Origin of the sequence: Blastococcus sp. PRF04-17, from assembly GCF_023016265.1 — a bacterium.
In the GTDB taxonomy this organism is placed as follows: domain Bacteria; phylum Actinomycetota; class Actinomycetes; order Mycobacteriales; family Geodermatophilaceae; genus Blastococcus_B.
This window is the reverse complement of record NZ_CP095412.1, coordinates 3707174-3719802: the sequence shown is the minus strand read 5'-3', so window position 1 is coordinate 3719802 and position 12629 is coordinate 3707174. Positions and strand designations below refer to the sequence as shown.

General features: G+C 72.4%; 10 protein-coding genes. All 10 read right to left on the bottom strand.

Annotated elements, in window-relative coordinates; all coding sequences use genetic code 11:
- Positions 1-12: 12 nt before the first annotated feature.
- The gene (locus MVA48_RS18860; RefSeq protein ID WP_246982462.1) at positions 13-1155 is read right to left on the bottom strand and encodes a PQQ-dependent sugar dehydrogenase; all 1143 of its coding nucleotides are present in this window, start codon (positions 1153-1155) and stop codon (positions 13-15) included.
- 83 nt (positions 1156-1238) lie between these two features.
- Positions 1239-2318: a polyprenyl synthetase family protein gene (locus MVA48_RS18855; protein ID WP_246982460.1), complete on the bottom strand. Its 1080-nt coding sequence runs from the start codon at positions 2316-2318 to the stop codon at positions 1239-1241.
- On the bottom strand, positions 2318-3856 hold the full coding sequence (gene nuoN, locus MVA48_RS18850) for an NADH-quinone oxidoreductase subunit NuoN (RefSeq protein ID WP_246982459.1): 1539 nt from the start codon (positions 3854-3856) through the stop codon (positions 2318-2320). The genes MVA48_RS18855 and nuoN overlap by 1 nt, the downstream gene beginning before the upstream one ends.
- Complete coding sequence (locus MVA48_RS18845) at positions 3856-5457, bottom strand: NADH-quinone oxidoreductase subunit M (RefSeq protein WP_246982458.1); 1602 nt, start codon at positions 5455-5457, stop codon at positions 3856-3858. The genes nuoN and MVA48_RS18845 overlap by 1 nt, the downstream gene beginning before the upstream one ends.
- Positions 5458-5485: 28 nt before the next feature.
- Positions 5486-7393: an NADH-quinone oxidoreductase subunit L gene (gene nuoL, locus MVA48_RS18840; RefSeq protein ID WP_246982457.1), complete on the bottom strand. Its 1908-nt coding sequence runs from the start codon at positions 7391-7393 to the stop codon at positions 5486-5488.
- 13 nt (positions 7394-7406) lie between these two features.
- Positions 7407-7706, bottom strand: coding sequence for an NADH-quinone oxidoreductase subunit NuoK (gene nuoK / locus MVA48_RS18835; protein WP_246982456.1), 300 nt, complete (start codon positions 7704-7706; stop codon positions 7407-7409).
- On the bottom strand, positions 7703-8557 hold the full coding sequence (locus MVA48_RS18830; protein ID WP_246982455.1) for an NADH-quinone oxidoreductase subunit J: 855 nt from the start codon (positions 8555-8557) through the stop codon (positions 7703-7705). The genes nuoK and MVA48_RS18830 overlap by 4 nt, the downstream gene beginning before the upstream one ends.
- Positions 8554-9147 (bottom strand): NADH-quinone oxidoreductase subunit NuoI, encoded by a 594-nt coding sequence (gene nuoI, locus MVA48_RS18825; protein ID WP_246982454.1) that lies wholly within the window; start codon positions 9145-9147, stop codon positions 8554-8556. Before nuoI ends, MVA48_RS18830 begins: the two co-directional genes overlap by 4 nt.
- Positions 9140-10609, bottom strand: a complete 1470-nt coding sequence (gene nuoH, locus MVA48_RS18820; protein WP_246982451.1) for an NADH-quinone oxidoreductase subunit NuoH — start codon at positions 10607-10609, stop codon at positions 9140-9142. The genes nuoI and nuoH overlap by 8 nt, the downstream gene beginning before the upstream one ends.
- On the bottom strand, positions 10606-12573 hold the full coding sequence (locus tag MVA48_RS18815; protein ID WP_246982448.1) for an NADH-quinone oxidoreductase subunit G: 1968 nt from the start codon (positions 12571-12573) through the stop codon (positions 10606-10608). Before MVA48_RS18815 ends, nuoH begins: the two co-directional genes overlap by 4 nt.
- Positions 12574-12629: the final 56 nt, after the last annotated feature.

Here is a 12629-nt window from a genome sequence, read left to right as displayed (position 1 = left end):
CGAGCCAGCGGCTCAGCGCCGCGGGGTGACCCGCAGCAGCCGGTCCTCGTCGCCGCCGTTGTCGGTCGTCACGTAGAGGGCGCCGTCGGTCCCCTGCAGGACGCTCCGGATGCGCCCGTACGCCCCCTCCAGCTCGGGCAGCCGGAACTCCTCCTGCAGGGCACCGGCGTCGTCGAGCCGCAGCGCCAGCACGCCCTGGTCCTTGAGGACCCCCACGAGCAGCAGGCCGTCGTAGGCCCCCCACTGCTCGCCGTCGAGGAAGGTAGCCCCGCTCACGGCGATCGTGGAGTCGCCCGACGACCACACCGCCGGGATCGCCCCCGCGATCGCCGGGTCGGTCATCGGCACGCTCTCGTCGTAGCCCCCGCCGCCGTCGGGATCCCAGCCGTAGTTGCCGCGCGGCCGCAGCAGGTTCACCTCGTCGTCCCGGTCCGGGCCGTGCTCGGCCGAGAACACCTGCCCACTGCCCGGCCGCACGGCCAGCCCCTGCACGTTCCGGTGCCCGAGGGTCCAGACGGCCACCTCACCGGTCGCGGGATCGGCGAGCAGCACCTTGCCGGCCCACGACCGCGGGTCCTGGGGATGGGTGCCGACCGCGTTGTCCCCCGTGCCGATCAGGAGGTTGCCCTGGGTGTCGAAACGGAGCCGGCAGCCACCGTGCCGGCCGGACCGCTCGTTCACCGGGATCCCGCCGATGAGCGGGTCGGCCACCCGTTCGGCGGAGTTCCAGTCGCGAGCCGCCGTCCACGCCACGACGGCGATGGACGCGCCGTCACCATCCCGCACGCCCTGGCAGGTGTAGAACCGCCGGTTGCCGTCGAACCCGGGATCCATGACCAGCCCCATGAGGCCGGTCTCGCCGACGGCGAACAGGTCCCCGAAGTCGGCCCGCACCTCCTGCACCGAGCCGTCGGGCAGAACGGCGGTCAGTCCGCCGGGCCGCTCGTCGACCAGCAGCGTCCCGTCGGGTGCCTGGGCGACGTCCCACGGGTGGTCGAGGCCTTCCGCAACCACCGTGACGTCGAGGGCGGGAGCGGTCTCCGGAGCCGCCGGCGAGGTCGGCGGTGGCCGCGTCCCACCTGTCGCGGAGGCCGACGGCGCGGCCGGCTGCGGGTCGTTCGTGCACCCGCCCAGCAGCACCAACACGGCCGCCATGCAGCAGAAGGACCTCGCCCCTCTCACCCCTCGCACGCTCGGGGCGAGCCTGCGAGCGGTGGGGGGCATGGGGGTCCTTCTCTTCAGCTGGTGCGGGTGACCACGTAGTCGCACAGCGCCGACAGCGCGTTCCGCACGTCACCCGGCGGAACCGCGGTCAGGTGCGCGCGCGCACGATCGGCGTACGAGGTGAGGACGTCGCTGGCCCGGGCCAACGCGCGCGAGGAGCGCAGCAGGGCCAGCCCCTCTGCGTGCTCGGCGTCGTCGGTCACCGGCCGGGACACCAGCTCCCGCAGGCGGGCGTCGGCGGGGTCGTCCCCGGCGAGCGCGAAGAGCGCCGGCAGCGTGGCGATGCCCTCCCGCAGGTCCGTTCCCGGCGCCTTCCCCGAGGCGCCGTCCTGGCTGACGATGTCGAGGAGGTCGTCGGAGAGCTGGAAGGCGACGCCGACCTCCTCGCCGAACGCGGTCAGCGCCCGCACCAGGGCCTCGTCCGCGCCGGCGAAGCTCGCCCCGAAGCGGGCCGAGGTGGCGACCAGCGACCCGGTCTTGTCCGCCAGCACCTCGAGGTAGTGGTCGACCGGGTCGTCGCCGGGCTGCGCGCCGACGGTCTCGCGGATCTGCCCGGTGACCAGCCGCTCGAAGGTCTGCGCCTGGATGCGGACGGCCTCGGGGCCGAGGTCGGCGAGGATCTCGGAGGCGCGGGCGAACAGGAGGTCGCCGGTGAGGATCGCGATGCTGTTGGACCACCGGCTGTTCGCGCTGGGAGCACCGCGCCGCACGACCGCCTCGTCCATGACGTCGTCGTGGTAGAGCGTGGCGAGATGGGTCAGCTCGCAGACCACGGCGGCCTCGACCACGCCCGGCGCGCGGGGATCACCGAGCTGCGCGGCGAGCAGCGTCAGCACCGGCCGGAAGCGCTTGCCCCCGGCGGCCATAAGGTGACCGGCGGCCTCCCGGATGAAGGCGTGCTCGCTGCCGACCGCGCTGCTCAGCGCCTTCTCGACGCGGGCGAGGCCGTCGGCCAGCTCGGCCCCGAGCGCGCCCTCGGGCAGCCACGACCCGATGGAGGACGCCGGGGTCGAGATCCGGTGCCATTCCGCGGGCGTTGCCGAGGGCCCCGCCTGGGTGGGAGTGCCGTCGGCTTCGGCACGGGCTCCGGTCATCAACCGACGAATCTAGCCGCCGACTCCGCGAGGTCGAGCACCGCCCCGGGCACGATGCCCAGCGCCAGGGTGGCCGTGGCCGTCACCGCGAGCACCAGGGTCGTGGGCAGACCGGGCACCCCGACGGTCGGCCCGTCAGGTGCCGGCGGCGAGAAGTACATGAGCACGATGACCCGGAGGTAGAAGAACGCGGCCACCGCGCTGGCCAGCAGCGCCACGAGGACCAGCGGCCAGGCACCGTCCTCGATGGCTGCGCGGAAGACGGCGAACTTGCCGGTGAACCCGGCGGTCAGCGGGATCCCCGCGAGCGCGAGCAGGAACAGGGTCATGACCGCCGCCACGAGTGGCGAGCGCGACGCCAGGCCCGCCCACTGCGACAGGTGCGTCGCCTCGCCGTCGCCGTCCCGGATGAGGGTGAGCAGCGCGAACGCACCGATCGTGGTCAGCCCGTAGGTGAGCAGGTAGAACAGCGTGGCCGGCAGGCCGTAGCCCTCCCCCGCCGCACCGAGACCGATGACGCCGGTGAGGAGGAAGCCGGCGTGCGCGATCGAGGAGTAGGCCAGCATCCGCTTGAGGTCGGTCTGGGTCAGGCCCAGGATCGCCCCGATGACCATCGAGGCGATGGCCACGCCGTAGATGAGCGGCCGCCACGTCCACTCGGCCGTGCCGAAACCCACGTACAGCAGACGCAGGATCGCGCCGAACGCGGCCACCTTGGTGCAGGCCGCCATGAATGCGGTGACCGGTGTCGGAGCGCCCTGGTAGACGTCCGGCGTCCAGGTGTGGAACGGCGCGACGCTGGCCTTGAACAGCAGTCCGACGATCAGCAGCGCCAGGCCCAGGACGAGCAGGACGTCGCTGCCGCCGGTGACCGCCGCCTCGCGGATGTCGCGCAGCCGCACGCTGCCGGTGGCGCCGTAGACCAGGGCCAGCCCGTAGAGGAAGAACGCCGAGGCGAACGCCCCGAGGAGGAAGTACTTGACCGCCGCCTCCTGCGAGAGCAGCCGCCGCCGTCGCGCCATGCCGCTGATCAGGTAGAGCGGCAGGCTGAGCACCTCCAGTGCCACGAACATGACGAGCAGGTCGTTGGCGGTGACGAACAGCATCATGCCGCCGATGGCGAAGGTGGCCAGCGGGTAGACCTCGGTCTGCACCCGAGTCGACGTCATGAGCTCCCGGTCACGCGGGCTGCCCGCGGGGACGGCGGCCGACGTGACGAACGCCGACCGGGCCGGGTCGAGCGCGCGCTCGGCGAACAGGAGGATCGACAGTGCGCCGAGGCCGGCGATGGTCGCCTGCAGGAACAGACCGGCGCCGTCGACGGCGAGCGCCCCGACCGCGGTGACCTCGTGCCGGCCGGCCAATAGCAGCGTGGCGACGAAGCCGCCGACGGTGCCCACGAGGGCAACCGCCACCTGCACCGGATGCCGTGACTCGCGCGGCCAGAAGGCCTCGACGAGCACGCCCACGCAGGCGGCACCCAGCACGAACAGCAGCGGGGCCAGCGCCGCGAAGGAGATGTCTGGGGTGTCGATCATCAGTCGGTCCCTCCGGAACCCGGTTCGACGGCAGCGCCGGCGCCGATGTCGCTCATGGTGGCGGCGACGGCGGGCTCGATCAGGTCCAGCAGGGGTTGCGGATAGACCCCGAACACGATGATCAGGGCGATCAGCGGAGTGACCACCGCCAGCTCGCGACGGTCGAGGTCGAGCACCCGGAGTGCGGGCCGCGCCGGCGCGGTCGCGAGCGCGGTGGCCCCGCCGCCCGCCGGGAGGGGGTGCTCCGGCGCCTCCTGCAGCAGGACGCCGCGGGGCGGGCCGTGCATGGTCCGCTGGTACATCAGCAGGATGTAGAGCGCGGCCAGGATGATGCCGATCGTCGCCAGGATCGTGAACACCGGCTGCGACGGGAACGACCCGATCAGCACCAGGAACTCGCTGACGAAGCTGTTGGTCCCGGGCAGGGCCAGCGAGGCCAGACCGGCCACGAGGAACGCACCGGCCAGCAGCGGGGCCTTCGCGGCGACGCCGCCGTAGTCGCCGATGAGCCGCGACCCGCCGCGGGCGATGAGCATGCCGACGATCAGGAACAGCAGGCCGGTCGCGATGCCGTGGTTGACCATGTACAGCACCGCCCCGGTCGCGGCCTCCGTGGTGAACGCGAAGATGCCCAGGGCGATGAACCCGAAGTGCGAGATCGAGGTGTAGGAGACCAGCCGCTTCATGTCGCTCTGCCCCATGGCCAGCAGCGCGGCGTAGAGGATGCCGACGACGGCGAGGACCAGCACGAACGGCGCGAAGAACCGCGACGCGTCGGGGAAGAGCGGCAGGCAGTAGCGCAGGAAGCCGAACGTGCCCACCTTGTCGAGGACGCCGACCAGCAGCACCGCCCCGCCGATCGGCGCCTCCGAACCGGAATCGGGCAGCCACGTGTGGAACGGCACCAGCGGGGCCTTGATCGCGAACGCGACGAAGAAGCCGAGGAAGAGCAGCTTCTGCACGCCGGGGTCGATCTCGATCTCGCGCAGCGCGTCGAACGCGAACGTGCCCTCGCCCAGTTCGCTGTTGCTCACCACGTACAGGCCGATGACGGCGGCGAGCATGACCAGCCCGCCGACCAGGCTGTACAGGAAGAACTTCACCGCGGCGTACTGCCGGCGCGGACCGCCGAAGCTCCCGATCAGGAAGTACATCGGGACGAGCATCGCCTCGAAGAAGACGTAGAAGAGGAAGACGTCGGTGGCGACGAAGACGCCGACCATCATCGCCTCGAGCAGCAGCAGCCAGGCGAAGAACGCCTTGGTCGAGCGGCCCGGGTACTCGTCGCGCCATGCGGCGCCGATCACGACGGGGACCAGCACGCCGATGAGCAGCAGCATCACCAGCGCGATGCCGTCGACGCCCAGGGCGAACTCGGTGCCGAAGTCGGGGATCCACGAGAACGAGGTGGTCAGCTGGAACCGGTCGCCGCCGGTGTCGAAGGCGACGGTCGCCAGGACGGCGAGCAGCAGCACGACCAGGCTCAGGCCCAGCGCCACCTGCCGGGCGACGAGGTCGCGCCCCTTCGGCAGGGCGGCGACCACCGCCGCGCCGACCGCGGGCACCGCGATCATCACCAGCAGGAACGGGAAGTCACTCACGTCGCGGCCTTTCCGGAAGAGGTCCGAGTCATCCCGCCGCCACCGCCAGCAGCGCGCCCGCGACGATGACCGCGCCGCCGAGCATCCCGAGGGCGTAGGTGCGCACGAAGCCGGTCTGCGCGCGGCCCAGCCGGGACGACGAACCGCCGAGCGAGGCGGCCAGGCCGTTGACCGCGCCGTCGACGCCGCGGTTGTCGACGAAGACCAGCGCCCGGGTCAGCCACTGGCCGGGGCGCATGAACAGCGACTCGTTGATCGTGTCGGCGTAGAGCGCGTTGCGGGCGGCCCGCGTGACCGGGGAGACCCGCGCCGGGGCGACGACCGGCACCTCCCGGCGGCCGACGAACAGCCAGGCGGCGAGCACGCCGACCAGCGACACCGCGGTGACGATCAGCAGGACGGTCAGCGGAGCGACGACGTGCTCGGCCTCCTCGGGCTCGCCGAACACCGGCGCCATCCAGTCCGACAGCGGGAACAGCGAGACGAGGGCGAAGCCGGACGCGACGGAGCCGACGGCGAGCACGATCATCGGCAGCGTCATCACCGACGGCGACTCGTGCGGGTGCACGCCCTCCTCCCACCGCGGCCGGCCGAAGAAGGTCATGAGCATCAGCCGGGTCATGTAGAAGGCGGTCAGCCCGGCACCGAGCACGGCGACCCCGGCGAGGATCCAGCCCCACACGTCGTCCCGGTCCAGGGCCGCCTCGATGATCGCGTCCTTGGTGAAGGCACCGGCGAACGGGAAGATGCCGATGAGCGCCAGGTAGCCCAGCCCGAAGGTGGCGAAGGTGATCGGCAGCTTCTTCCAGAGCCCGCCGAACCGGCGCATGTCGACCGAGTCGTCCATGGCGTGCATGACCGAGCCGGCGCCGAGGAACAGCCCTGCCTTGAAGAAGCCGTGCGCGTACAGGTGCGCGAGGCCCGCGACGTAGCCGGCCGGGCCGAGGCCCACGGCCAGGAACATGTAGCCGATCTGGCTGACCGTCGAGTAGGCCAGCACCTTCTTGATGTCGTCGTACGCGCAGCCGGCGATCGCGCCGATGAGCAGGGTCACCGCCCCGACCGCGAGCACGACGGTGCGCGCCGTGGGCGTCTCGTCGTAGATCGGGGCGCAGCGGGCGATGAGGTACACGCCGGCGGTGACCATGGTCGCGGCGTGGATGAGCGCGGAGACCGGGGTCGGGCCCTCCATGGCGTCGGGCAGCCACGCCTGCAGGGGGAACTGGCCGGACTTGCCGCAGGCGCCCAGCAGGAGCAGCAGCCCGAGGGCGGTGACCGTGCCGCCGGCCAGGGTGCCGACCGCGCCGAACACGCCCTCGTACGACGTCGTCCCCAGCTGGCTGAACATCAGGAAGATCGCCAGGGCCAGGCCGACGTCGCCGACCCGGTTCATGATGAACGCCTTCTTGGCCGCCGTGGCCGCGGCCGGACGGGTGTACCAGAAGGCGATGAGCAGGTAGGACGCCAGACCGACGCCCTCCCAGCCCACGTAGAGCGCCACGAAGCTGTTGCCGAGGACGAGCAGCAGCATCGCCGCGACGAACAGGTTCAGGTACGCGAAGAACCGTCGCCGCGCGGGGTCGTGCGCCATGTAGCCGATCGAGTAGACGTGGATCAGGGAGCCCACGCCGGTGATGAGCAGCACGAACGCCGCGGACAGCGGGTCGTAGAGCAGGCCGGCCGAGACGTCGAGGGAGCCCGCGGAGATGAAGGTGAACAGGTCGACGCCGACGGTGCGCTCCTCCAGCCCCGCGAGCTCGAACGTGTAGACCAGCGCGAGCACGAAGGCGGCCACGACGGTCGCCGTCCCGAGCAGGTGACCCCATCGGTCGGTGCGCCGGCCGCCGAGCAGCAGGATCGCCGCGCCGGCCAGCGGCAGGACGATCAGCAGCCAGGACGACGCCAGCAGGCCCTCGGCGGGCAGAACCTCAGCCATTCCCCGGTCCCCGTCAGTACTTCAGCAGGTTGGCGTCGTCGATCGAGGCGGACCGGCGGGTCCGGTAGATCGACATGATGATCGCGAGCCCGACGACCACCTCGGCGGCCGCGACGACCATCACGAAGAGCGCGATGATCTGGCCGTCGACGGTGCCGGTCGACCGGGCGAAGGTGATCAGCGTCAGGTTCACCGCGTTGAGCATCAGCTCGACGCACATGAAGACGACGATGGCGTTGCGCCGCACGAGGACGCCGACGGCGCCGATCGTGAACAGGATGGCGGCGAGGACCAGGTAGTAGCTGAGGGTCATCGGTCGCTCCTCCCGTCGTCCAGCGGCGCGGGGTCGAGCGTGCCGAGCGCGGCGTCGGGCGAGCCGAACTGCTCCCGGCCCGTGGGCCGCGGCATCTGGTCGGGCTGCTGCGGTGCGATCCCGGTGGGCAGGCTCTCGGGAGCAGGGCTGCCGTCGGGCAGGATCGCCGGGACGGCGACCGAGTGGCCCCGGGAGTAGACGCCGGGGCCGGACAGGGTGCCCGCGCGGTCGCCGAGGAAGCGGGCGCGGGACAGCTCCTTCTGGCCTCGCCGGGTGCCGGGCGTCCGCTCGATCTGGGTGTAGATCAGCGCCCCCACGGCGGCCACGACCAGCAGCAGGCCGGTGACCTCGAAGGCGAGCAGGTAGCGGGTGTAGAGCAGTTCGGCGATCGCGTCGACGTTGCCCGCCGACGCCCCGCCCGGCCCGCCCTGCACCGCCTCGAGGCCGACGACCGGGAGGTCCTGGGTGGCCCGCGCGATGCCGGCGCCCACGAGCGCGGCGAAACCGACGCCGAGCACCGTGGCCGCGACCCGCTGACCCCGCAGGGTCTCGACGACCGAGTCAGAGGAGTCGCGCCCGACGAGCATCAGCACGAACAGGAACAGGATCATGATCGCGCCGGTGTAGACGATGATCTGCACCGCGCCGAGGAACGGCGCCTCCTGGACGACGTAGAAGACGCCGAGCGCGAGCATCGTGTTGACCAGCCACAGCGCCGAGTGCACGGCGTTGCGGCTGAAGACCATGCCCAGCGCGCCGGCGAGCGCGACGGGTCCGAGCACCCAGAAGACAACGGTCTCCGCGCCGCTGAGCCGCACCGAGGTGTCGACGGCGGCCTGCAGGTCGGTCATGCCCGGTCACCGGCGCGCAGGTAGTAGTCCTTCTCGTCGTCCCCGAGCCGCATCGGGTGCGGGGGCTGCTCCATGCCGGGCAGCAGCGGGGCCATCAGCTGTTCCTTGGTGTAGATCAGGTCCTGGCGGTTGTCGTCGGCCAACTCGAAGTCGTTGCTCATGGTCAAGGACCGGGTCGGGCAGGCCTCGATGCACAGGCCGCAGAAGATGCAGCGCAGGTAGTTGATCTGGTAGACGCGGCCGTACCGCTCACCGGGCGAGAAGCGGGCGTCCTCGGTGTTGTCGCCGCCCTCGACGTAGATGGCGTCGGCCGGGCACGCCCAGGCGCACAGCTCGCACCCCACGCACTTCTCCAGGCCGTCCGGGTGCCGGTTGAGCACGTGCCGGCCGTGGTAGCGGGGCTTGGTCACCTTGGGCTCGAACGGGTACTGCTCGGTCGTCACCTTGCGGAAGATCTGGGCGAAGGTGACCCCGAAGCCCTGCGTCGGCGCGGGCAGCAGGCTGTCGCGGACCGCCGGGCGGTTGCGACCGCCTCCGGTCGACCGCTCGACCTCCCCACCCGACCGACGCGCGGGGGTGTTCTCAGGCATCTCGCTCCTCCTCGGCGGTGGCCGTGCCCCGCCGTCCCGTGCTCACGACTGCGGATCCGTCGGTGGTCACCGACGAACGCCGCAGCCGGGGCGACGGCGGCACCTTCAGGTCCATCGGCGGGATCGGGAAGCCGCCCTCGGCGCGGACCGGGCCGCCGGTCGGCCGGTGCCTCGGCCCGGTCGGGGGCAGCACCTCCGGCTCGGGGTCCACGGCGTGCACCGCGCCGGCCGAGGCCTCCTCGGCCATCAGCCGCGTGTCCCGGTTGGCCGACCGGCTGGCGACGAGCAGGCCGGCCAGGACGAGCAGCGCGGCCGGGACGCCGACGTACAGGGCGACCTCGCCGGTGGACAGGTCCAGCTCGCGGGACACCGTCCGCATGGTGGCGACGATGAGGATCCAGACCAGCGCGACCGGGACGAGCACCTTCCAGCCGAACCGCATGAACTGGTCGTAGCGCAGCCGGGGCAACGTGCCGCGCAGCCAGATGAAGACGAACAGCGCGGCGACGACCTTGAGGAAGAACCAGAGCAGCGGCCACCAGCCGGAGTTGGCGCCGTCCCAGATCGAGAGGGGCCAGGGGGCCCGCCAGCCGCCCAGGAACAGCGTCGCCGCGAGCGCGGAGACGGTGACCATGTTGATGTACTCGGCGAGGAAGAAGAGCGCGAACTTCAGCGACGAGTACTCGGTGTGGAAGCCACCGACCAGCTCGCTCTCGGCCTCGGGCAGGTCGAAGGGTGCGCGGTTGGTCTCGCCGACGACCGCGATCGCGTAGATCACGAACGAGACGGGCAGCAGGACCCCGTACCAGCTCGGGCCGGTGAACTCGAGGCCGAAGAAGTCGAGCCGGTTCCCGTCGGCCTGGGCGGCGACGATCTCCGACGTGGACATGGTGCCGGCGTAGAGGAAGACCGCCACGATCGACAGGCCCATGGCGATCTCGTAGCTGATCATCTGGGCGGCGCTGCGCATGCTGCCCAGCAGCGGGTACGTCGAGCCGGAGGCCCAGCCGCCGAGCACGATGCCGTAGATGCCCATCGCCGAGCAGGCCAGGATGATCAGCACCCCGATGGGTGCGTCGGTGAGCTGCAGCGGGGTGCGCTCGCCGAAGATGCTGACCGTCGGCCCGAGCGGGATGACCGAGAAGGCCAGGAAGGCCGGGACGGTCGCGATGACCGGCGCGAGGAAGTAGACCGGCTTGTCGGCCAGCGCCGGCATGATGTCTTCCTTGAACGCCAGCTTGAGCCCGTCGGCGAGGCTCTGCAGGTAGCCCCGCCAGCCGACCCGGTTCGGGCCGATCCGCTGCTGCATCCGCGCGACGACCTTGCGCTCGAACACGATCGCGAACAGCGTCAGGAGCACGAGGATCACGAAGATCCCCACGATCTTGATCAGGACGATCCACCAGACGTCGTTCCCGAAGTCCTCCAGCGTCGGCTGGTCGGGTGACACGAGCAGGTTCACAGCCCACTCCCCGTGCTCAGCCGGACCACGCCACCGGGGCCGGTGCCCAGGCCCGTGCGCACCTCGCTGCCCGGAGACCTCATCGGCAGCCAGACCACGTGGTCGGGCATCGGCGTGACCTGCACCGGCAGCGAGACCGAGCCGGTGGCGCCGCTGACGGTGAGGCGGTCGCCGTCGGCCAGACCGAGCCGGGCGGCGGCGTCCGGCCCGATCCGGGCCAGCGGCAGCCGGGCGGTGCCGGCCAGCTCGGGCTCGTCGCGCTGCAGGGTGCCCACGTCGAGCAGCTGCCGCCAGGACGCCAGGACGGCGAGTTCGCCGGGGCCGTCGGTGGCCGGCGCGGCCGGCGGCGGGACGTCGAGCCCGACACCTTCACCGGGACGGCGGACCGCACCGAGGGCGGCCAGTTCGGCGCGCGCGGCCTGCGGGGTGGGCAGGCGCAGGTCGGCCGTGCCACCGGACATCTCGGCCATGGCATCCGAGATCCCCTGCAGGACGCGGCCGTCGGGCAGCTGACCCGTGCCGTGCAGCGTCGCGTCGAAGGACCGGACCCGACCCTCCCAGTCGAGGTAGCTGCCCGCCTTCTCCGGCGCCGCGGCGACCGGCAGGACCACGTCGGCCCATTCGGTGACGACGGTCGGGAACATCTCCAGGCTGACCACGAACCCGGCGCCGGCCAGGGCCGCCTCGGCGAGGGCGGGGTCGGGCAGGTCGGCGGGGTCCACGCCTCCGACCAGCAGGCCGGACAGCTCGCCGTCGCGGACGGCGGTGAGGATGCCGGTCAGGTCCCGCCCGGGTGCCGCGGGCACCTGCGCGCCCCACAGCGCGGACACCTCGGCACGGGCGGTCGCGTCGCCGACGCCGCGGCCGCCGGGCAGCAGCGTGGGCAGCGCACCGGCCTCGACCGCACCCCGTTCGCCGGCCCGGCGGGGGACCCAGGCGACACGGGCGCCGGTCGCGCGAGCGAGCGCCATGACGGCGGAGAAGGCGCCCGGCGCCTCGGCCAGCCGCTCGCCCGCCAGCACGACCGCGCCCGGCTTCCGGAGCGCCTCGACCGCGGGGCCGCCCCAGGTGCCCTCAGCGAGTGCGTGCAGCGACTGGGCCTCGGCACCGGGCAGCGTGGTCAGGACGGTCGCCTGCAGCTTCTCGGTCGCACGGGTGGCGAAGGGCGCGAGGTCGAAGACCGGGAGTCCCTGCGTGCGCACCGCCCGCCGCAGCCGCAGGAAGAGGATCGGGGACTCCTCCTCCGGCTCGAGGCCGGCGAGGAGCACCGCCGGAGCGGTGCCGAGGTCGTCGTAGGTGACCGCCCCGTCGGCGGGCGAGGTGCCGGCCACGGCCGCACCCAGGAACGCCAGCTCCTCCGCCGAGTGCGCCCGCGCGCGGGCGTCGACGTCGTTGGTGAGCAGCGCCAGGCGGGCGAACTTGGCGTAGGCGTAGGCGTCCTCGACGGTGAGGCGGCCACCGGGGAGCACGCCGACGCCGCCGTCCTCCCGCGCGCGGAGCAGGCCGGCCGCGGCGGCGGCCCAGGCCTCCGGCCAGGACGCGGGCTGCAGGGTGCCGTCCGAGCCGCGGACCAGCGGCGTGGTCAGTCGCTCGTTCGCGGTGACGTAGCGGAACGCGTAGCGGCCCTTGTCGCAGGTCCACTCCTCGTTGACCGCCGGGTCGTCACCCGCCTGCCGGCGGGTGACCTTGCCGCGCCGGTAGTCGGTGCGCATCGCGCAGCCCGAGGCGCAGTGCTCGCAGACGCTGGGCTCGCTGCGCAGGTCGAACGGGCGGGCGCGGAACCGGTACTGCGCGCTGGTCAGCGCACCCACGGGGCAGATCTGGGTCGTGTTGCCGGAGAAGTAGGACTCGAACGGCTCGTCCTCGTAGATGGCGACCTGCTCCAGCGCCCCGCGCTCGAACAGCTCGATGAAGGGGTCGCCGGCGACCTGCTGGGAGAAGCGGGTGCACCGGGCGCAGAGCACGCAGCGCTCGCGGTCGAGCAGGACCTGGCTGCTGATGGGCAGCGGCTGGGGTAGGT

Coding starts and splice junctions, on each gene's coding strand:
- MVA48_RS18860 (WP_246982462.1), bottom strand. CDS start 1,155: ATGGCGGCCGTGTTGGTGCTGCTGGGCGGGTGCACGAACGACCCGCAG.
- MVA48_RS18855 (WP_246982460.1), bottom strand. CDS start 2,318: ATGACCGGAGCCCGTGCCGAAGCCGACGGCACTCCCACCCAGGCGGGG.
- nuoN (WP_246982459.1), bottom strand. CDS start 3,856: ATGATCGACACCCCAGACATCTCCTTCGCGGCGCTGGCCCCGCTGCTG.
- nuoL (WP_246982457.1), bottom strand. CDS start 7,393: ATGGCTGAGGTTCTGCCCGCCGAGGGCCTGCTGGCGTCGTCCTGGCTG.
- nuoK (WP_246982456.1), bottom strand. CDS start 7,706: ATGACCCTCAGCTACTACCTGGTCCTCGCCGCCATCCTGTTCACGATC.
- MVA48_RS18830 (WP_246982455.1), bottom strand. CDS start 8,557: ATGACCGACCTGCAGGCCGCCGTCGACACCTCGGTGCGGCTCAGCGGC.
- nuoI (WP_246982454.1), bottom strand. CDS start 9,147: ATGCCTGAGAACACCCCCGCGCGTCGGTCGGGTGGGGAGGTCGAGCGG.